The organism is Xanthomonas sp. WHRI 1810A (assembly GCF_040202885.1).
In the GTDB taxonomy this organism is placed as follows: domain Bacteria; phylum Pseudomonadota; class Gammaproteobacteria; order Pseudomonadales; family Pseudomonadaceae; genus Aquipseudomonas.
Map to the genome: position 1 here is coordinate 50,036 of NZ_JBEGED010000024.1, position 20,396 is coordinate 70,431.

The following is a 20,396-nucleotide window of genomic DNA, read 5'->3' on the forward strand; positions in this document are numbered from 1 at the left end:
GGCTGAACGCAGGCGGCGCGGAGTGGGCAGCGCGGCATGGATGCCGCGCTAGCCGCCCCAGGCCATGGATGGCCGTTGGCGGCGTGCCCACGGAGCGTCGCCGGAGTGAGGGAACCCGACGAAGGAGGGCCAAACCGGGAGCAAGAGCGCTTTGGTTACTTTCGCGCTTTTCGAAAGTGACCCGCCGTAAGGGCGGAACCATAACAACAGCGCACACAAAAAACGGATATTCACCCAATCGCAATATCCAGGCGCGTCAGACATACCGCATCGCGACCGTCGTTACCTCCGATTGCTCCCAAAAGGGCCGTGTGATCCGCCCCGCGCCACAAGCAGACGTCACCGTAAAAAAAACCGGACGTTTTAGACCATGCAAATCTGGCGCGAGCGGCTACGCTCAGTCAGCCGAACAGCCGCGTCATATTCGGCAAAATCAGCAACAGCGTGGTAGCGAAAACGATAAGTCCCGCCTGACGTACTTTCGAATGCTTGAACATGGCGTTTGCCTTCTTTTTGTTATTCCTGAGCGACAGAAGCTCACCGGCTTCATCCGTAAAGAGAAGCGGGCAGCTGGCAAAGGTGAAGTCAAAAGAGCAGGTACCCGGGCAAAAAGACCACAGGCGTGGGCGCTTAAAGGAGAGTCATTGTTATGTGCGCTTCTGCTACTGACTTAACCTTAGAGTCGGCGTGCGACGCGCCTTAGATCGGTTCGCTATTAGTCTCATGCCGTTTGGCGATAAAAAGTGCATTCAAATGAGGGCGGTACCCAGTCACACCCTTGCTAGACGGGTCGGGCACCCTAATCCGGAACCCGATAGCTCACTACCGTTCGTCCGAGGCCGCAACATCCGACCATGAACAACCTGTCACCCAGTCCACACGCTTTACCACTTCAATCGGCAACCCGATTGAGATGACCGTTTGGGTGTCAGCATAAAAAAAACAAGCAGGCAGCGAGGGATCCGATGACCGAAGCGTTCATATTCGACGCGGTGAGAACACCGCGGGGCAAGGGAAAACCCGGAGGCGCGCTTTACAGCGTCAAACCGGTGCAACTGATGGCGGGGTTGCTGAGTGAACTGCAGGTGCGCAATCACCTGGACACCTCGCAGGTCGATGACATCGTACTGGGCTGCGTGACACCCATCGGCGAGCAGGGTGCCGACATCGCCCGGACCGCCGCCCTGGTCGCCAACTGGGCAGTTGAGGCGGCGGGCGTACAGATCAACCGCTTCTGCGCGTCGGGGCTCGAAGCGGTGAACATGGGGGCGATGAAAGTCCGTTCCGGCTTTGAAGACCTGGTGGTGGTCGGCGGAGTGGAGTCGATGTCGCGGGTGCCCATGGGCAGCGACGGCGGCGCCTGGGTGCTGGACCCGCAAACCCACCTTCACACCCATTACACCCCGCAAGGCATTGGCGCGGACCTGATTGCCACGGTGGAAGGATTCAGCCGTCACGACCTCGACGTGTTCGCCCTGGATTCCCAGCGCAAGGCGGCGCGGGCTCAGCAGACCGGGGCATTTCGCAAATCACTGGTCGCGGTCAAGGACCAGAACGGCACGTTGTTGCTGGACCACGATGAGTTGGTCCGCGCGGAGTCGACCCTGCAAGGGCTCGGCGCGCTCAAGCCCAGCTTCGAGGCCATGGGCAAAAGGGGCTATGACGCCACCGCGCTGCGGGTCTACAGCCACGTCGAACGCATTGACCACGTTCACACCCCCGGTAACAGCTCAGGGATTGTCGACGGCGCGGCGGCCATGTTGATCGGCTCGGCCGAGAAGGGGCGCGAACTGGGGCTCAGGCCTCGGGCGCGGGTCGTTGCCGCAGCCGTCACCGGCACCGATCCGACCATCATGCTCACCGGCCCGGCGCCCGCAGCACGCAAGGCGCTGGCCCGGGCAGGGCTGACCCTGGCCGACATCGACCTGTTCGAAGTCAACGAAGCCTTCGCCTCGGTGGTGCTCAAGTTCATCAAGGACACCGGGGTGGACGCCAGCAAGGTCAATGTCAACGGGGGCGCCATCGCGTTGGGTCACCCGCTGGGCGCCACCGGCTGCGTCATCCTCGGGACGCTGCTCGATGAACTGGAAACCCGTCAGTTGCGCTACGGCCTGGCCACGTTGTGCGTCGGCGGCGGCATGGGCATCGCGACGATTATCGAGCGGGTCTGAGTCACGCTTGCGCCCACTCCAGGCCCTCCCTAAAACAGTTTCAGGAATCACGACCGCATGACTGACCCCATTCAGTACGCCACGGGCCCGGATCAGATCGTTACGCTGACCCTCGACCTGCCCGATCAAAACGCCAACACCCTGAACAGCACCTACCGCGAGGCCATGTCCCAGGTCGTGGCCCGGCTGATCGCCGAAAAAGCGCACATCACCGGGGTCATCATTACCTCGGCCAAGAAGACCTTTTCCATGGGCGAAGACCTGATTGAACTGATCCAGGTCGACTCTTCCCGCAGCCAATGGTTGTTCCAGATGATCCTCGGCCTCAAGGCGCAGCTGCGGGTGCTGGAAACCCTCGGCAAGCCGGTGGTGGCGGCGCTCAACGGATCAGCGCTCGGCAGTGGCTGGGAGTTGTGCCTGGCCTGTCATCACCGCATTGCCCTGGATCACAAACAGCTGCGGGTCGGTTTACCGGAAGTCACGCTGGGGCTATTGCCCGGCGGCGGGGGCACGGTGCGGCTGGTGCGGATGATCGGGCTGGAAAAAGCCCTGCCGCTGTTGATGGATGGCAAGACCCTGAATGCGCGGCAGGCGCTGAAAGCCGGGCTGATCGATCAGCTCGCTGCGGACATCGACGATCTGCAGGACAAGGCGCGGCAGTGGATTCTGGCCAATCCCTCGCCCCTGCAGCCGTGGGACGTGCCCGGCTATCAACTTCCCGGCGGCACACCATCCCATCCGGCCATGGCGCACATGCTGGCCATGGCACCTGCCGCCTTGCGCGCCCGGACCCAGGGTTGCTACCCGGCGCCTGAGAAGATCCTCAGCGCCGCCGTTGAAGGCGCCCAGGTGGACTTCGACACCGCACAGCTGATCGAAGCGCGTTACTTCACCGAACTGGTCACCGGGCAGGTCGCCAAGAATATGATCGGCAGCTGGTTCGAGCTCAATCGGGTCAACAGCGGCGGTTCTCGGCCAAAGGGGCCGCCGCCTTACACCACCCGCAAAGTGGGTGTGATCGGCGCTGGCATGATGGGCGCAGGCATCGCCTACGTCAGCGCCTGCGCCGGCGTCGACGTGGTGCTCAAGGACGTCAACCTGACGACTGCACAGAAGGGCAAGGACTACGCGCAAAAACTGCTGGATAAACAGCTCGCCGCCGGACGTATCAATGCCCAGCACCGTGACGCCACATTGGCGCGGATCAGGACCACCGGCCGCGACAGTGACCTGGGCGGCTGCGACCTGATCATCGAAGCGGTGTACGAAAACCGCGAGCTCAAAGGCCAGGTCAGTGCGTCGGCCGAGCAGTTCGTCCTGACCAACGCCGTGATTGCCTCCAACACCTCCACCTTGCCGATCACCGGCCTGGCGACCGCAGTATTGCGTCAGGAGCGCTTCATCGGCCTTCATTTTTTCAGCCCGGTGCACAAGATGCGGCTGGTGGAGATCATCAAGGGCGCGCGCACCAATGACATGACCCTGGCCCGGGCTTTCGACTTCGTCCAGCAGATCGGCAAGACCCCGATCGTGGTCAGCGACCGTCGAGGTTTTTTCACCTCACGGGTGTTCGCCACGTTTACCCGGGAGGGCATCGCGATGCTCGGCGAAGGCGTGTCGGCGGCGATGATCGAAACCGAAGCGCGCAAGGCGGGCATGCCGGTGGGGCCCCTGGCGGTCTCGGACGAAGTGTCCTTGAGCCTGATGAGCCACATCCGCAAGCAAACACAGAAGGACCTGGCCCGGGATGGCGTGAAGGCGCCCGCGCATCCGGCCGATGCCCTGATCGATTTGCTGGTCAATGAGTACAAACGCCTGGGCAAGGCGGCCGGGGCCGGGTTTTATGACTACCCGGACGGTGCGCCCAAGCGCCTGTGGCCCGCGTTGAAAACCCTTTTCGAGAAAGCGGATGTGCAGCTTTCGGCGCAGGACATCCGCGACCGTTTGCTGTTTGTCCAGGCCATCGAAACGGTGCGCTGCGTGGAGGAAGGGGTCTTGCTGTCGACGGCCGATGCCAATACCGGCTCGATGCTGGGCATCGGCTTTCCGGCCTGGACCGGTGGGGCGCTGCAGTTCATCAATCAGTACGGGCTCAAGGACTTCATCACTCGCGCGAACCTGTTGGCCGACCGCTACGGTGAACGTTTCACGCCGCCCTCCCTGCTGCTGGAGAGGGCGCTGAGCGGCAAACGGTTCTGAGTACGGCGCATAAACCGGACGCGGGTTTACGCGCTATTGCACAGCGCTCAAACGGGTCTTGCCTTGATGTGACCATTCAAGGCAGGCTTGAGCCTGTGCATTTTCGCCTTCAGCGCTTCAGGTAATTTTTATGTCGTTACGCATCTGCATTCTGGAAACCGACGTCCTGCGCCCGGAACTGGTCGAGCAGTATCAGGGCTACGGGCGGATGTTCGAATCATTGTTCGCGCGCCAGCCGATCCCGGCCGATTTCACGGTCTATAACGTGATGCAGGGTCAGTACCCCGCCGATGACGAACAGTTTGACGCTTATCTGGTGACCGGCAGCAAAGCCGACTCCTTCGGCACCGATCCCTGGATTGAAACCCTCAAGATTTACCTGCTTGAACGCTACAAGCGTGGCGACAAGTTGCTGGGCATTTGCTTCGGCCACCAATTACTGGCTCTGTTGCTGGGCGGCAAGTCCGAACGCGCGACCCAGGGCTGGGGCGTCGGCATTCACCAGTACACCCTCGGGCCTGCCACGGCGTGGATGTCGCCGGAAGTGGACACCCTGACGCTGCTGATCAGCCACCAGGATCAGGTCACCGCGCTGCCCGAAGGCGCCCAAGTGATTGCGTCCAGCGATTTCTGCCCGTTCGCGGCGTACCACATCGGCGATCAGGTGCTGTGCTTCCAGGGCCACCCGGAATTCATCCACGATTACTCGCGCACGCTGCTGGATATCCGTCAGGAGGCCTTGGGCGAACAGGTTTACACCCAGGGCATCGCCAGCCTGAATAAAGACCATCACGGCATCACCGTGGCGGAATGGATGATGCGGTTTGTGGCGGGTGGGTCGAAAGCGGCTTGAACCCGCGTCTCTGTAGGAGCGAACTTGTTCGCGAAGCGTTATCTGACACACCGCATCAGCCGCTTCGCCAACAAGTTGGCTCCTACAGATTGCATTGGGTTGCGCTTGGCCAACACGTTGGCTCCTACAGCATCACCCTACAACCACCCCGACCGCTTGAAGCTGGCGAACAGGATCGAACACCCCCCCACGATCACGCCCAGCACGGTGAAGTAGCCGTAGTGCCAGGTCAGCTCCGGCATGTTCTCGAAATTCATGCCGTAAATGCCGGCAATGGCCGTGGGGAACGCCAGAATGGCGGCCCAGGCGGCGAATTTGCGCTGGGTCAGGCTTTGCCGCGATGACTCCAGCAGCAAGCCGATTTCGATGGTCTGGCTGGCGATGTCACGCAGGGCGGCGAGGTCTTCCATCTGCCGCTTCACGTGAATCTCCACATCGCGAAAGTATGGCCGCATGTTCTTGTCGATAAACGGAAAGCTCAGCTTCTGCAGCTCTTCGCCGATCTCGACCATGGGCGACACGTACCGCCGCAGGCGCAACAGGTCGCGACGCAGGCTGTGGATGCGATGGATGTCCGATTCATTGAGGTCAGTGCTGAGGACGCTCTGTTCCAGTTCCTCCAGCTCGAAGTGAATGGCCTCTGTCACCGGTTGGTAGTTCTCGGTGACGAAGTCCAGCAGTGCGTACAACACGAAATCTTCCCCGTGCTCCAGCAGCAACGGTCGCGCCTCGCAGCGCTGGCGCACCAGTCCATAGGATTTGGAGTCACCGTTGCGCGAGGTGATGATGTAGCCCTTGCCGGCGAAGATATGGGTTTCGATGAAGATCAGCTTGCCGTTCTCGCGGATCGGCGCGTAGGTGACGATGAAGAGTGCGTCGCCGAAGGTCTCCAGCTTGGGCCGGCTGTGGACCTCCAGCGCGTCTTCGATGGCCAGCTCGTGCAGGCAGAACTGCTTTTGCAGCACTGCCAACTGTTCTGTGCTGGGCTGCTCCAGGCCGATCCAGACAAAATGACCGGGCTTGGCGGCCCATTCGGCGCCCTGATCGAGGGTGATGTCGGTGACTTTCTTCCCTTCACTGTACACGGCGGCGGCAACGACTCGGCCCATGATGGATTCGCTTCTTGTAGGAGTGGCAGGGGCGCAGCGTGGCGCGGTTCTACCTGATCAGAGTCAGCCGAAGGTCGTGAGTTCGCAGGGGTTTTTGGCGCTTATGAATGACGCCGGAATTCGCCCGTCGCCAGCCCGCGTCCCCCCGGCGGGCTAAGTCACAGCGCCTGGTGGCGGTCGGCCTCGATGGCCTGGTCCAGCGTGTCGAGAAACGCCTTGCGCGCCTTGAGCTTGGTGTTCTTGTGGGCGCTCATGTTGATTTTCTTCAACTGCAGCGCTGCCGTACGCGCCGCTTCCTGGAGCTCCTGCACCGGCACCACTTTGTCGAGGAAGCCGGCCTGAACCGCGCCGTTGGGGTCGAACATTTCGCCGTTGATGACCGAGCGGCCGAAGGCAGCATTGCTCAGGCGATTACGGGCCAGCTCGATGCCGGCGTGGTGCATGGTCATGCCGATCTGTACTTCGTTGAGACCGATGCTGAAAGGCCCGTCGACGCCGATGCGGTAGTCCGCTGACAGCAGCAGGAAGGCGCCCTTGGCCACGGCATGGCCGGTGCACGCCACGACAATCGGAAACGGATGGGACAGCATGCGCCGGGCCAGGGTGGAACCGGCGAACACCAGGTCCAGTGCTGCCTGTGGGCTTGAGGTCATGATTTTGAGGTCGTAACCGCCGGACAGGATGCCCGGCTGGCCGGTGAGAATGACCACCGCGCGGTCCTTCTCTGCCTGATCCAGCGCCGCGTTGAGCGCGACAACCAGGTCGTTGCTGATCGCGTTGACCTTGCCGTTGCTCAAGGTGAGGGTAGCGATGCCGTCATCCAGTTGGTAGGAGACCAAATCACTCATGACGCGAATCCTTTTTGTTTTGAGAGTGCGCAGAAGTTACTCACCTGCAAGGGGCAGGTAAAGCGCTAAGGGTGACCGACAAGTCAGGGTTGCAGGCCGCACAGCGGTTCAATGCGGGCGGCCTGGCAGGGGGCGGTGGGGCAGGGGTGCGGTTCAGTCGTCGAGGTCATTGAGTTGGCGGTATTCGTCCCAATCCATGCCCAGCGCTTCGGCCGCTTGCTGGTGTGCGGCCAGACGCATTTCCTTGAGCTGCTCCGGGCTGTCTGCGATGAACTGCAGCGCCAGTTCCCAGGTTTCGATGCCCTGGCTTTCCGCTTCGTCTTCGAAGGCCCAAAGCGTCTGGTTCTTTTGCTCTTCGGGGCTCAGGTCCTGGATTTCAGCCTGCAACACAGGATTGGTCACGATGTACTTCGCCAGTGCAGCTTCGTTCCAGTCGTTTGCGTTCATGCGGCGGGTATCTCCTGTTATTGGATGTGGGCTGACAGAGGGCAGGCCGTTGGTGGCCGTCAACGCGCTCGGATTGTGCTGGATGTGCGCAGCGCTTTCCAGCCACTTGCGTTCCGTCGGTCGAGCACATGGGGGATGACGCGACGACCTTTGATCGATTAAGCAAATGGGCTACCGATGCGTGCGGTTGATTTCGTTGGCATTCCCACTTTCAATATTCATATGAATGGCGCAAGGGTCAACAGCGGTATCTATTCAGAGGTATGGCGCCCATACTCGTGTTTCATTAGTACGGCTTAAGTGGGGCGTGAAGAACGTGGCGCACGCAGATTATTGTGGCGCTGAACAGCGATCTTAACAATGCGCCCTCAACGGAATGAGCCTGGTGAATCGCGATCTTTGTATGAGCGGTTCCATCAATATTTGGAAGTGTCGTATTGCCTGCCGCGCTGATATCCAAACGGATGATTGTGGCGCAAAAGCTATCTGCATGGGTCTTGTTGAAGTCCCTGAGCGAGATAGACTGGCGGATTCATACTTAGATACCGTGACAAGGCGAAAGAGCATGGACACGTTTAGTAGTAGGCTGAAGCAAGAGCGGCTTCGCAATAAGTTGACGCAGCACGCGCTTGCAGAGTTGGGCGGTGTGCAGCCCAATGCACAGGGTCATTATGAAAGCGGGCATAGGATGCCAAAGGCAGATTATCTGGTGGCGACCTCCGGGACACTGGACATCGCTTACATCATTACCGGCAAACGCACGCCGGAAGCATTTGGCGAACTGAGTGTCGAAGAAAACAGTATGGTGCTGACACTCCGGAAACTGCCATCGGCGGACCAGAATGCTTTCAGCCATCTGATCACTGCGCTGGCACGCTCATACGCGTAACAAGTGAAGATGCACCCGCAAGCATTAGCCCGGTTGGATCTCCCCCGCTTTCATCATAGTTCTTAATTATGTTTCGTAACTTGGAATGGCGCGCGTCGTGCGACGTGTGCTTAATGGTTGCGTGTGGTTAGTTACTGTAGTGCCAAGCGTAAACACAGCCAGAAGCATCAAGCGGTACGCGCGCCCCCAAAACAAAAAACCCCTGATTCTCGTAAGAAGTCAGGGGTTTTATTTGCATCGAATATGGCGGTGAAGGAGAGATTCGAACTCTCGATACAATTTCTTGTATACACACTTTCCAGGCGTGCTCCTTAAGCCACTCGGACACTTCACCGTATCTCTTCAGACATGTTCCGTCTGTCGAGGCGCGCTAATGTAGTCGAAACGTTTGGCGAAGGCAAAACTTTTTTTCAGAATTTTCATGCGGTTAAGCGGCAAAGCCGCCAGCCCCGGCCTTTGTATGGAGCCGGGGCGGAAGGGAATCTGCGTGTCGGGGCTTATCAGGCGCCGAAGCCGCCGTCGATGGTCAGGCTGGCGCCGGTGATGTAGCCCGCTTCCGGTCCGGCCAGATACGCCACGAACCCTGCAATCTCATCGGCTTTGCCGTATCGGGCGATGGCCATCAGCCCCATCAGCGATTCGGCAAAATCGCCATCGGCCGGGTTCATGTCGGTGTCCACGGGACCTGGCTGCACGTTGTTGACCGTGATGCCGCGCGGGCCCAGATCGCGCGCCAGGCCTTTGGTCAGGCCCACGAGGGCCGATTTGCTCATGGCGTACGCTGCGCCACCGGCAAACGGCATGCGGTCGGCGTTGGTGCTGCCGATGTTGATGATCCGGCCACCTTCCTTCATGTGCGGCGCGGCCTCTTTGCTGGCGATGAACACGCTGCGCACGTTGATCGCCAGGGTCCTGTCGAAATCCTCCAGGGTGAACGCCTCCAGCGGCGCGATGGCCAGCACGCCGGCGTTGTTGACCAGAATGTCCAGGCCGCTGAAGGTATCAACCGTGGTCTTCACCGCGTCGCGAATCTCGGTTTCACTGGCGCTGTCGGCCTTGATGGCCAGTGCCTTGCCACCGGCGGACGTAATACTGTCCTGCAATTCACGGGCTTTGGCTTCGGAGCTGATGTAGGTAAAGGCCACTGCTGCGCCTTGTTCGGCCAGGCGCTTGACGATTGCGGCGCCGATGCCGCGTGAGCCGCCCTGAACCAGTGCCACTTTGCCGGTGAGGTTTGTGGGGTGTGTCATGTCGATCTCCTGAACAGTTGACGTTGAGTGGATGGACCTGAGTTTCCTTTGCTGATTACATGCTCAGTCAATCGTAGTGCGAGCATCCTTTGCCGTCGGAGAAAACACTGAACATGAAACTGCACCCCAACGCTGCGCTGATCGTTATCGACATGCAAGACGGCATCAACCATCCGAAACTGGGTCGGCGCAATAATCCGCAGGCCGAGCAACAGATGCTGGCGCTGCTGGCGGCCTGGCGCGGGGCGCTACGTCCGGTGATTCACGTGCGGCATTTTTCCCGGTCGCCGGAATCGGTGTTCTGGCCGCAGCAACCGGGGGTCGAGTACCAGACGGCGTTCGAGCCACGGGACGGCGAGCAGGAGCTGAGCAAGCAGGTGCCGGATGCGTTCTGCCATTCCTTTCTCGAAGCCTGGCTGCGGGCGGACGGGATTTCGCAGGTCGTGATCGTCGGCGTCGTCACCAATAATTCCATCGAATCCACCGCCCGGGCCGGGGGCAATCTGGGCTTCGAGGTGATCGTGCCCCACGACGCGTGTTTCACCTTTGATCAGCCGGATTTCTTTGGCACCCCGCGCTCGGCCGAGGAGGTGCACGCGATGTCACTGGCCAATCTGCACGGCGAGTACGCTCAGGTGGTGTCGACCGAGGAAGTGCTGGAGGCGTTCGACGCCTGACCGTCAGACGCTGCATTGGGCGTCGACACCTTCTCTCTGTAGGAGCCAACTTGTTGGCGAAGAGGCTTGCGCGGTGTATCAGTCACGACGCATCGCCCGCTTCGCCAATGAGTTGGCTCCTGCAGAAGCGGGCATTGGCGCCTACAGGTAAAGTGGCACGTGGCTCAGGCGTGCTGCACGCCCGCGCGTTTGAGCAGTTGTTTGCAGCGCTCCGACAGGTGGATCACCCGCAGGTGTTTGCCGGCTTTGTCATAGCGCTCACGCAGCGTTTTCAGCGCGGCGATGGCGGAGTAGTCGACGAAACTCAGGTGGCGGCAATCCAGCGTCACGCGGGCCGGGTCTTCAGCGGTGGTGAACTGGTTGAGAAACTGGGTGATGGACGCGAAAAACAGCGTGCCGTGCAGGCTGTAAACCTTGCTGCCGTCGGCTTCCACGTGGGTGTCGGCGTACAGTTCCCGGGCCTGCTGCCAGGCGAAGTTGATGGCCGCGATCAGAATGCCGAACAGCACCGCTGTGGCCAGGTCGGTGAGCACGGTCACGACGGTCACGGCGATGATCGCCAGCATGTCGTTCAGCGGCACTTTGTGCAGCACCCGCAACGAGGCCCAGGCGAAGGTCTGCTGTGCCACCACGAACATCACGCCCACCAGCGCCGCCAACGGGATACGTTCGATCAGCGGCGACAGAAACAGCACGAACATCAGGATCATCACCCCGGCCACGATCCCTGACAGCCGTCCACGTCCGCCCGAACTGAGGTTGATCACGGTCTGGCCGATCATCGCGCAACCGCCCATGCCGCCGCACACCCCTGATGCCATGTTGGCCACACCCAGGGCCACGCATTCGCGGTCCGGGTAGCCGCGGGTCTCGGTGATCTCGTCAGTGAGGTTCAGGGTCAGCAGGGTTTCCAGCAGGCCGACCAGTGCCATCAGAATCGCGTAGGGCCCGATGATGCGCAGGGTCTCCAGGGTCCACGGCACGTCCGGCAGGGTCAGAGAGGGCAGGCCGCCGGCAATGTGCGCCATATCACCCAAGGTGCGCGTGGGCAGGCCGAGAAAGTACACCAGCCCGCCGACGCCCAGGATCGCGATCAGGGCCGGCGGCACCGCCTTCGTCAGCTTGGGCAGCAGGTAGACGATGGCCATGGTCAGCGCCACCAGCCCGACCATCAGGTACAGCGGCGTCCCGCTGAGCCAGTGTTCGCCCACCTTGAAATGCTCCAGCTGGGCCATGGCAATCACAATCGCCAGGCCGTTGACGAAGCCGAGCATCACCGGGTACGGCACCATGCGCACCAGCTTGCCCATCCGCAGCAGCCCGAACACCACCATCAACAGACCGCCCAGCAGCACCGTCGCCAGCAGGTATTGCACCCCGTGCTGCACCACCAGCGCCACGATCACCACCGCCATCGACCCGGCCGCCCCCGAAACCATGCCCGGCCTGCCGCCGAACAGCGCAGTCAGTGTGCAGATGATGAAGGCGCCGTACAGGCCCATCAGCGGGTTGAGGTGGGCGACCAGTGCAAACGCGATGCACTCGGGCACCAGGGCAAAGGACGTGGTCAATCCGGCCAGGACATCGGCGCGTAGCTGAACGGGTTTCATGGTTTACCTGAATGCTTGAAATAAGACGTGCGTGCCGTTTCCGGCTGCGCAAAACGTGAGGATGGTACGGAATCCCGAAGACCTCGGCCACTAAACAAATCCCCCTGTCAGGTCAATTGCGGATATGTAACCATGCATGGCTCAGCCTTTGATGCTGCCCTTTCCAGGCCCCGGTGACCGGATCAGATGAGTGCTTTACCTCCCCTCGACGCCTGGCAACAGGCAGTGGACACCCAGGGTTTCCAGCCCGATGACGCCCAGCGCAATGCCGCCCGGCAATTGCAGATGTGTTATCAGGCGTTGAGCGCCGGCGACCGTCGCGCCCGGATCAAGGGCGTCTACTTGTGGGGCCCGGTGGGACGGGGCAAGACCTGGCTGATGGACCGGTTCTTCGAGAGTCTGGCGATCCCGGCCCGTCGTCAGCATTTTCATCACTTCATGCGTTGGGTCCACCAGCGCCTGTTCCAGCTGACCGGCACGTCTCAGCCGCTGCAGATCCTCGCCCGGGAGCTGGCCCGGGACGTGCGCGTGCTGTGTTTCGACGAGCTGTTCGTCAACGACATCGGCGATGCGGTGATTCTCGGCGGTCTGGTGCGTGCGATGTTCGACGAAGGCGTGGTGTTGGTCTGCACGTCCAATCAATTGCCGGAACAGCTGTACGCCACTGGCCATAACCGTGAGCGATTTCTGCCGGCCATCGCGGCGATCAATCAGTTCATGGTGGTGGTGTCGGTGGACGGCGGTGAAGACCATCGCCTGCATCCCGGTCAGGCGCATCAGCGTTACTGGGTCACGCCGTCGCAGGGCGCCAGTGCGTTGCTCCCGGTGTTCGAGCGCTTGAGCGGCGGGGTGTCGGTGTCCACTGAGCCCGTGCCGTTGGGCCGCCGCCATCTGAGGGTGGTGCGCAGCAGCAAAAGCGTGGTCTGGTGCCGCTACGCCGACCTCTGCGAGCAACCGTTGCCGGCCATGGATTTCATCGAGCTGTGTGATCGCTATCAGGCTGTGCTGCTCAGCGACGTGCCGGCCTTGAGTGCGCCGCAACGGGAAGGGCGGATCGCGCGGGGCACCGAAGACGGGGTCGAGCAGGTGCTGGCCGGTGATCGCGAACTGCCGCAGTTGTCGCCCTACGACGACGGCGTGCGCCGCTTCATTGCCCTGGTGGACGAGTGCTACGACCGCAAGGTGCCGTTGTACGTCGAAGCGGCGCTGCCCATGGTCGAGTTGTACACCGAGGGCTACCTGGCGTTCGCGTTTCGCCGCACGTTGAGCCGCCTGCAGGAAATGCAGCTGGAGCGGTTTGGTCTCTGAAGAGTCGGTCTCGCTTTTGATTCTGGGCGCAGCCCGTGGGAGCTCAGCTTGCTAGCGATCTGCCGGGCACCGGCAGCAAATCCTGAGCACGCGGTGATCCAGACACGCTTTGCCAGCAGGTTTTATGACCGCTGCGCGGCCAATCGTCAGCAAGCTGGACTCCCACGCCCTCCGGGCAGAATCAAAAGCGCAGGACGTGACTCACGCGCTATTGCGCCGTCGCTGCGCCAGCACATGCTTGGCCCCTTCGACCATCAGCACCATGACGGCGGCCCAGATCGGCAGGTAGGTCATCCACTCGTCCCGCTGGATGGACTCGCCCAGCAGCAGCGCGACGCCGATCAACAGCACCGGTTCGACGTAACTGAGCAGCCCGAACACGCTGAACGGCAGCAGGCGACTGGCGAGGATATAGCTGACCAGCGCCGACGCACTGATCGCACCCAGAATCGGGATCAGCGCATACAGCCGCGGGAAGGTGTCCAGCGCCGCAGTGTTGCCGTTCCACACGATCAGCAACGCCACTGGCCACACCAGCAGCATGTCCCACCACAGCCCGCCCAGGTTGTCGGTCTTGAGTTTACGCCGCAGCACGAAATACAGCGGGTAGCCCAGGGCGACCACCAGGGTTTCCCAGGAAATGCCCCCCAGCCGCAGCAATTCGTTGCCCACGCCAATCAGGGCGCAGCCGGCCGCGATTTTCTGCAGGCGCGACAGGTGCTCGCCGAAGACCACGCGGCCGGTGAGGATCATGCTCAGCGGCAGCAGGAAATAACCCAGCGCCACCTCCAGGCTGCGGCCGTGCAGCGGCGCCCACATGAACAGCCATAACTGGACGCTCACCAACGCGGCAGAGAGCGCCATGGCGCCGAGCATGGCCGGGTTCTGGCGCACGCGAGCGGTGAGCGTACGCACCAGCGTCCAGTCGCCGCTGTACAGCAGAAACAGCGTGGCGCAGGGCAGGGTAAGCAACATCCGCCAGCCGAAGATTTCTTCGCCGGTCAGGGGTGTGAGCAGGGAGGTGTAAAAATACATGACCGCAAACAGGCAGGAGGCCATGACCGACAACGCGACGCCTTTGTACACAAGTGCCTCTTCATGAGTGTTGTTATGGACGTTTCCGCATTCAGACTCTGACGTTCTGATGGTCGGAAACGGCGCACAGTCTATCTGAAGCCGGCGTATTCAGCGGCCCGGATGTCATTGGCAGGATACGACCCACGATTGGCAGAGAACGCGACTCCCTGCCGATTGAGACGCTGTACAGAGCAGCACAGACTTGTCCTCAACGCGCCACCCCGGTGCGACCCCATGAGGTACACGCCATGACTCAGACCATCGCCGGCATCGCCATTCCCGACAGCGCGCTGGCCCGCGCCACCACCCAATACATCCGCGAGCAGCAGGACGACCTGTTGTTCAACCACTCGCGCCGGGTGTTTCTGTGGGGCGCGCTGACAGGCGAGCGCAAAGGCCTGAAGTACGACGCCGAGCAGCTGTACGTCGGCGCGATGTTTCATGACTTGGGGCTGGTGGACGGTCACCGCAGCCAGACCGAGCGCTTCGAAGTCGACAGCGCCAACGCCGCGCGGGACTTTTTGAAGCCGTACGGCCTGTCAGACGGCGACGTCGAGCAAGTGTGGCTGTCGATCGCCCTGCACACCACGCCCGGCGTGCCCGAGCACCTGCGCCCGAACGTAGCGCTGGTGACCGCCGGTGTGGAAATGGACGTGCTGGGGATCCACTACGAGCAGTTCTCCGACCAGCAGCGCGAGGTCGTGACCCATGCGCATCCCCGGGGCGACGCGTTCAAGGCATGCATCCTGTGCGCCTTCGCCAATGGCTTTCGCGACAAACCCGACACCACCTTTGGCACCGTGAACGCCGACGTGCTGGTGGATGAAAACCCGGCGTTCAAGCCGCTGAATTTCGTCGAGATCATTCGCCGTTCGCCCTGGAAGGCGTAATGCCGTCATTGTTGGAGCGAGGCTTGCCCGCGAAGGCGTCAGCGGTGTCGATCAAGGTGTCGGCGGATGAAAACGCTTCGCGGGCAAGCCTTGCTCCAACAGGGTTCCCTCGCTGTCTGCTAAGCAGTGAGGTGTTCCTGAAGCCTTGCGCGGCCGCATGAAACATTTGGATAACCCCCGACCTTTGATAGGCTCCCTGTTTGGTCGGCACCGCTTGGGCTGACTCACTGCCAGGGAGCTTCAATGACCGCCATCCACACACCGGCGCCGCTCGCGCCCGGGCGACTGGAACAGTTCTCCACCCGCATCGCGTTTTTCATTGCCGGCTTCAGTCTGGCCGCCTGGGCGCCGCTGGTGCCGTACGCCAAGGCGCGCATCGGTCTGGACGAAGGCACCCTCGGGCTGTTGCTGCTGTGCCTGGGCGTCGGCTCGATCATCGCCATGCCGCTGGCCGGCGCGCTGGCGGCGCGGTTTGGCTGCCGGAGCGTATTGATCGCGTCCACCGCGCTGGTCTGCCTGTGCCTGCCGTTGCTGGCCACCGTCTCCAGCCTGACGTTGATGGTCGCCACCCTGTTCGTGTTTGGGGCAGGCATGGGCGCGCTGGATTGCACAGTGAACATTCAGGCGATCATCGTCGAGCGGGCCAGCGGCAAGACCATGATGTCCGGCTTTCACGGGCTGTTCAGCGTCGGCGGCTTTGTCGGTGCCGCGAGCGTGGCGGCGATGCTCAGCCTGGGCGCCTCGCCGCTGATCTCGATGCTGGTGGTCGCGATGTTTTGCGTCATTGCGCTGCTCAAGGCCGCGCCGCACCTGCTCAACTACGGCAGCGTGAGCCGTGGCCCGGCCTTCGCCATCCCCCACGGGATCGTGCTGTTTATCGGCCTGCTGTGTTTTACCGTGTTCCTCACCGAAGGCGCGATGCTGGACTGGAGCGCGGTGTTCCTCAGCGCCCAGCGCGGCGTCGAAACCTCCTACGCCGGCCTCGGCTACGCAGTGTTTGCCACCACCATGACCATCGGCCGGCTGTTCGGCGACCCCGTCGTGCGCCGGGTAGGTGGCCCGCGCATTATCCTGATCGGCGGCCTGTGCGCCTCGGCGGGCCTGGCGCTGGCAACGCTGGTGCCGACCTGGGAAGCCGCGCTGCTGGGTTACGCGCTGGTGGGAGCCGGGTGTTCGAACATCGTCCCGGTCTGCTACAGCGCGGTCGGCCGGCAGACCACCATGCCGGAAAGCGTCGCGGTGCCGGCGGTCACGACCCTGGGGTACGCCGGCATTCTGGTGGGGCCGGCCGGCATCGGCTTTGTCGCCCACGCCAGCAGCCTGAACCTGGCGTTCATGATTCTCGCCGTGATGCTGCTGGGCGTGGCCGTCAGTGGGCGTTTCCTCAAGCACTGATGGGCCAATCCCCGGAGCGGCCACACTTCATGAACGGTCCGGCCACGCTTTGCGCCTTGTCCGGCGCGGCCGGGGCGCTAGCATGGCCGGACAACCACAAGGAGGCAGCCCATGTTCGCCGGATTTGAAAAAGCGCAGCGCACCGTCAATGGCGTCCAGATCACCTACCGCCAGGGCGGCGCCGGGCCGGGCCTGTTGCTGTTGCACGGTCACCCGCAAACCCACGTGATCTGGCACAAGGTGGCGGACACCCTGGCCCGGCATTTCACGGTGGTTGCCGCTGATTTGCGCGGTTACGGCGACAGCGAAAAACCGCCGGCGACCGAGGATCACAGCAGCTACGCCAAGCGCGAGATGGCCCGGGACAACGTCGAATTGATGCGTGAACTGGGGTTTTCGACCTTCGCCGTGCTGGCCCACGACCGGGGCGCCCGGGTGGCCCACCGACTGGCGCTGGACCATCCGCAGGCGGTGACGCGCCTGGCGTTGCTGGACATCGCGCCGACGCTGGCGATGTACAGCCAGACCGACGAAGCCTTCGCCCGGGCCTACTGGCACTGGTTTTTCCTGATTCGCCCGGCGCCGCTGCCGGAGATGCTGCTGGAGGCCAATCCCGAGCAGTACCTGCGCAGCGTGATGGGCAGCCGCAGCGCCGGACTCACGCCGTTCACCCCTGAAGCGTTTGCCGAATACCTGCGCTGCGCCAGCCTCCCGGGTGCGGCCCGCGGCGTGTGTGAGGATTATCGCGCCAGTGCCAGCATCGACCTGGAACATGACCGGGCCGACATCGCGGCGGGCCATCGGCTGCACATGCCGCTGCTGGCGCTGTGGGGTGCCGACGGCACGGTGGGGAAATGTTTCGACCCGCTGAAGGAATGGCAATCCGTCGCGACGGATGTGCGTGGTCATGCGTTGCCCGGCGGGCATTACCTGGCCGAAGAAGTGCCCGAGGTGTTGCTCGACGCGGTGTTGCCGTTTTTCTTGTCTGCGCCTTGACGCTGTCTATGTAGGAGCTGACGAGCCCGCGCGAGGCTGCGATGCGGTACACCTGACACACCGCAATCGCAGCCTCGCTCGGGCTCGTCAGCTCCTACAAAAAGCGCGTGCTCGGCGGCGTTCAACCCTCCGCGCCCGAACCTTGTCATACACCAGGTTGAACGCCAGGGTGTACGGCAGAAACAACAGCAGCAGGCCGATATCCAGCACGAAGGCTTCAAGCAGGCTGATTGACAGCCACCACGCCGCCAGTGGCACCACCGCTACGATCAACCCCGCCTCGAACGACAGCGCGTGCAGCGCCCGCACCTTGAGCGACATTGCAAAACCCAGACGGGCGCGCAGCCGGTCGAACCCGGCGTTGAACAGCATGTTCCACAGCATTGCCACCGTGGAAATCATCACTGTCATCGCCCCCATTCTGCCCAGGGATTCACCGAGCACCCATGCCAGGCCGGGCGCGAACACCAGCACGCCGATCAGCTCGAACAGCAAGGCGTGCAGGGCGCGTTCTTTCAGGGATTTGGCTGGCACGGCGGCGTTGCGGGCCTGGTTCATCGTCATTTCAGTTCACTGTGTGGCGGGCAGGCGTGCATTGTCGGTGGGCGTTGGACTAAAGTGAAAATCATAACCATCGGAAAAACCGATGGAGAAGTAAGGCGCCCGGTCCATGAGTTACTCCCCTGAAGCCCTTGAAGCGTTCGCGCAAGTGATTGCCCTGGGCTCGTTCAGCGCCGCCGCCCGGCGCCTGGGCAAGAGCCAGTCGACCATCAGCGAAGCCATTTCCCGACTGGAAATTGATCTGGGGGTGGAGCTGTTCGACCGCTCCTCCCGCCAGCCGACCCTCACCGAAGCCGGACGCGCGTTGCAGGGACGGGTCGATGAGGTGCTGGCGGCGTCCGACAAACTGCGCCGTGCGGCCGGGCGCTTGGTCGAGGGCATGGAGCCGCGCCTGACCTTGGTGCTGTCGGACGCCAACCAGTTCGCCGAATTCGAGGTGCGCATGGCCGAACTGGACCAGCGCTTCCCCGAGCTGGAGCTTGAATGCGTGTTTGCCGAACACGGCGATGCCATCAACCTGATCCAGACGGGCAGGGCGTCCCTGGGGCTGCTCTCGGCCCAGGCCAGCTACCCGCCGGAAGTGGGTTACGCGACGATTGCCGAGCGCGCGGACTTCGGCCTGTTCGTCTCGCACAAGCACCCGCTGGCCGCCGAAACCACGGTGGATTACCCCAAGCTGGCGCGGTACCGGGCGTTGCGCCTGAACACCATCGTCGACGAAAGCGTACCGACCAGTGACCTGCCTGCCGGGGGCCTGCGCAGTTGGTCCGCGCCCAATTATCTGTTGCTGATGGACATGGCGGTGTTCGGCTTCGGCTGGTCGGCCTTGCCCCGCTGGCTGGTGTCCGGTTACGCCCAGGGGCGCCTCAAAGAGCTGCAAGTGCCCGGCTGGCCGCGCAGTTCGGCGGTGGACGTGATCTGGTCCCGGCAAAAATCCCTGGGCCCGGCCGGCGCCTGGCTGCTGGGCACGCTGCTGGAAGGGCGCGGGGATTATTGAGCGGCCCGCCGTGCGCTGGGGATTTGCGCAGGACCTGTAGGCGCGCGCTTGCCCGCGATGGCGGTGTGGCTGTGCCAGGCGTGTTGTCTGACGGAACGCTTTCGCGGGCAAGCGCGCTCCTGCAGGGGGGGGCTGTGACCGGGCGATCAAACCACTACCTGCGCCCCATTGCCTTGAATCAAATCGCGGTACCGCTTGGGCATTTTCTTGTCCGACACCACTACGTGAAACTGCTCCAGCGTGGCGAAGTGCGCGGTTTTGACGGCGTCGAACTTGGTGTGATCGGCCAGCAGCATGCAGTGACGCGCCTGGCGCAGGACCTTCTGCTTGACCTCCACTTCGTTGAAATTGAAGCAGGTCACCCCGAGGGTCTCGCTCACGCCAGCCGCCGAGACGAAGGCCCAGGTCAGGCGAACGTTGTCCAGGATGCTGTTTTCGTCACGGTGCTCGAACACCTGGTTCTTGCGGTGAAAGGTGCCGCCGCACAGGACGATGCTGCAATTGGGCTTTTGCTGAAGCTTGAGCAGCACGTTAAGCGAGTTGCACACGGCGGTGAACTCCAGATCGTCCGGGATGAAATCCACCACGAAGGGCAGGGTGGTGCCGCAGTCGAAGAACACCGTATCGCCGGGCTTGATGAACGCCGCGGCCAGCTTGCCGATGCGGCGTTTCTCCTCGACGTGGCGCGTGCCTTGCTCGGTGACCTTGTAGTCGGCCGCCTCGGTGGGGTCGAACGCCAGGGTGATATGCCCGCCGAGCAAATGAAACCGGTCCGGATAACGACCCAGGTCTCGGCGCAGGGTCATTTCCGATACATCCAGCAGGGCGGCCATCTCGCGAAGGTGAATGGCTTTCTGGTCCTGCAGGGCTTGCTGGATCAGTTTGATGCGCTCAGATTTTTTACTGTCCACGGGCATTCCGATTGTCGATTAATTATGGCAAAAAAGTAACAGAAGTTGTTGCTATTGCAACAAGAACAACTCATGCACGGCGTTCCACCGTTCTGCTTCTGCCCGCAGGGCGTGGGAGTCCGGCTTGCCGACGATGGGCTGCGAAGCGGCCCCACATCCTGCGATCACGGTTTAACTGATACACCGCATGCACCGGTTTCGCTGCCGC

The 20,396-nt window shown here is 62.2% G+C and carries 19 protein-coding genes and 1 tRNA gene; 11 read left to right on the forward strand and 9 right to left on the reverse strand.

Going from position 1 to position 20,396, the window contains the following annotated elements; genetic code table 11:
* Window positions 1–176 precede the first annotated feature (176 nt).
* The 4 genes from ABQX22_RS24615 (at window position 177) to ABQX22_RS24630 (ending at window position 5,223) form a co-directional block, all read left to right on the forward strand.
* Window positions 177–674 (forward strand): hypothetical protein, encoded by a 498-nt coding sequence (locus tag ABQX22_RS24615; protein WP_349802493.1) that lies wholly within the window; start codon window positions 177–179, stop codon window positions 672–674.
* A 291-nt stretch (window positions 675–965) separates the two neighbouring features.
* Window positions 966–2,171, forward strand: coding sequence for an acetyl-CoA C-acetyltransferase (locus ABQX22_RS24620; RefSeq protein ID WP_349802494.1), 1,206 nt, complete (start codon window positions 966–968; stop codon window positions 2,169–2,171).
* Between the two features lie 57 nt (window positions 2,172–2,228).
* Window positions 2,229–4,370: a 3-hydroxyacyl-CoA dehydrogenase NAD-binding domain-containing protein gene (locus ABQX22_RS24625; protein ID WP_349802495.1), complete on the forward strand. Its 2,142-nt coding sequence runs from the start codon at window positions 2,229–2,231 to the stop codon at window positions 4,368–4,370.
* A gap of 130 nt (window positions 4,371–4,500) precedes the next feature.
* Window positions 4,501–5,223 (forward strand): amidotransferase, encoded by a 723-nt coding sequence (locus tag ABQX22_RS24630; RefSeq protein ID WP_349802496.1) that lies wholly within the window; start codon window positions 4,501–4,503, stop codon window positions 5,221–5,223.
* Window positions 5,224–5,360: 137 nt separating this feature from the next.
* On the opposite strand, the gene ABQX22_RS24635 is transcribed toward ABQX22_RS24630, so the two are convergent.
* From ABQX22_RS24635 to ABQX22_RS24645, 3 genes are all read right to left on the reverse strand, one after another.
* Window positions 5,361–6,332 (reverse strand): magnesium and cobalt transport protein CorA, encoded by a 972-nt coding sequence (locus ABQX22_RS24635; protein ID WP_349802497.1) that lies wholly within the window; start codon window positions 6,330–6,332, stop codon window positions 5,361–5,363.
* Between the two features lie 158 nt (window positions 6,333–6,490).
* The gene (locus ABQX22_RS24640) at window positions 6,491–7,180 is read right to left on the reverse strand and encodes a crotonase/enoyl-CoA hydratase family protein (RefSeq protein WP_349802498.1); all 690 of its coding nucleotides are present in this window, start codon (window positions 7,178–7,180) and stop codon (window positions 6,491–6,493) included.
* A gap of 153 nt (window positions 7,181–7,333) precedes the next feature.
* Entirely contained in the window at window positions 7,334–7,627 is a 294-nt protein-coding gene (locus ABQX22_RS24645) for a DUF6388 family protein (protein WP_349802499.1), read from the reverse strand.
* Between the two features lie 385 nt (window positions 7,628–8,012).
* On the opposite strand from ABQX22_RS24645, the gene ABQX22_RS24650 reads away from it, so the two are divergent.
* Window positions 8,013–8,516, forward strand: a complete 504-nt coding sequence (locus ABQX22_RS24650) for a helix-turn-helix domain-containing protein (protein ID WP_349802500.1) — start codon at window positions 8,013–8,015, stop codon at window positions 8,514–8,516.
* A gap of 244 nt (window positions 8,517–8,760) precedes the next feature.
* Here ABQX22_RS24650 and ABQX22_RS24655 read toward each other — a convergent pair.
* A tRNA-Ser gene (locus tag ABQX22_RS24655) sits at window positions 8,761–8,850 on the reverse strand.
* A 166-nt stretch (window positions 8,851–9,016) separates the two neighbouring features.
* Complete coding sequence (locus ABQX22_RS24660; RefSeq protein WP_349802501.1) at window positions 9,017–9,766, reverse strand: 3-oxoacyl-ACP reductase family protein; 750 nt, start codon at window positions 9,764–9,766, stop codon at window positions 9,017–9,019.
* Between the two features lie 113 nt (window positions 9,767–9,879).
* On the opposite strand from ABQX22_RS24660, the gene ABQX22_RS24665 reads away from it, so the two are divergent.
* Window positions 9,880–10,443, forward strand: a complete 564-nt coding sequence (locus ABQX22_RS24665) for a cysteine hydrolase family protein (RefSeq protein ID WP_349802502.1) — start codon at window positions 9,880–9,882, stop codon at window positions 10,441–10,443.
* A gap of 164 nt (window positions 10,444–10,607) precedes the next feature.
* On the opposite strand, the gene ABQX22_RS24670 is transcribed toward ABQX22_RS24665, so the two are convergent.
* The gene (locus ABQX22_RS24670; protein WP_349802503.1) at window positions 10,608–12,053 is read right to left on the reverse strand and encodes a SulP family inorganic anion transporter; all 1,446 of its coding nucleotides are present in this window, start codon (window positions 12,051–12,053) and stop codon (window positions 10,608–10,610) included.
* 186 nt (window positions 12,054–12,239) lie between these two features.
* On the opposite strand from ABQX22_RS24670, the gene zapE reads away from it, so the two are divergent.
* Window positions 12,240–13,361 (forward strand): cell division protein ZapE, encoded by a 1,122-nt coding sequence (gene zapE, locus ABQX22_RS24675; protein WP_349802504.1) that lies wholly within the window; start codon window positions 12,240–12,242, stop codon window positions 13,359–13,361.
* Between the two features lie 201 nt (window positions 13,362–13,562).
* On the opposite strand, the gene rarD is transcribed toward zapE, so the two are convergent.
* Window positions 13,563–14,447, reverse strand: coding sequence for an EamA family transporter RarD (gene rarD, locus ABQX22_RS24680; protein ID WP_349802505.1), 885 nt, complete (start codon window positions 14,445–14,447; stop codon window positions 13,563–13,565).
* A 239-nt stretch (window positions 14,448–14,686) separates the two neighbouring features.
* On the opposite strand from rarD, the gene ABQX22_RS24685 reads away from it, so the two are divergent.
* The 3 genes from ABQX22_RS24685 (at window position 14,687) to ABQX22_RS24695 (ending at window position 17,719) form a co-directional block, all read left to right on the forward strand.
* Window positions 14,687–15,328 (forward strand): HD domain-containing protein, encoded by a 642-nt coding sequence (locus ABQX22_RS24685; RefSeq protein WP_349802506.1) that lies wholly within the window; start codon window positions 14,687–14,689, stop codon window positions 15,326–15,328.
* A gap of 243 nt (window positions 15,329–15,571) precedes the next feature.
* On the forward strand, window positions 15,572–16,723 hold the full coding sequence (locus ABQX22_RS24690; RefSeq protein WP_349802507.1) for an MFS transporter: 1,152 nt from the start codon (window positions 15,572–15,574) through the stop codon (window positions 16,721–16,723).
* 111 nt (window positions 16,724–16,834) lie between these two features.
* Entirely contained in the window at window positions 16,835–17,719 is an 885-nt protein-coding gene (locus ABQX22_RS24695) for an alpha/beta fold hydrolase (RefSeq protein WP_349802508.1), read from the forward strand.
* Between the two features lie 87 nt (window positions 17,720–17,806).
* Here ABQX22_RS24695 and ABQX22_RS24700 read toward each other — a convergent pair whose 3' ends face one another.
* Entirely contained in the window at window positions 17,807–18,277 is a 471-nt protein-coding gene (locus ABQX22_RS24700) for a multidrug/biocide efflux PACE transporter (RefSeq protein WP_349802509.1), read from the reverse strand.
* Between the two features lie 112 nt (window positions 18,278–18,389).
* Here ABQX22_RS24700 and ABQX22_RS24705 point away from each other — a divergent pair, with 112 nt between their 5' ends.
* Window positions 18,390–19,277, forward strand: a complete 888-nt coding sequence (locus ABQX22_RS24705) for a LysR family transcriptional regulator (RefSeq protein WP_349802510.1) — start codon at window positions 18,390–18,392, stop codon at window positions 19,275–19,277.
* A 146-nt stretch (window positions 19,278–19,423) separates the two neighbouring features.
* On the opposite strand, the gene deoR is transcribed toward ABQX22_RS24705, so the two are convergent.
* Window positions 19,424–20,188 carry a DNA-binding transcriptional repressor DeoR gene (deoR, locus tag ABQX22_RS24710; RefSeq protein ID WP_349802511.1) on the reverse strand — a complete coding sequence of 255 codons (765 nt, stop codon included), beginning with the start codon at window positions 20,186–20,188 and terminating at the stop codon, window positions 19,424–19,426.
* Window positions 20,189–20,396: the final 208 nt, after the last annotated feature.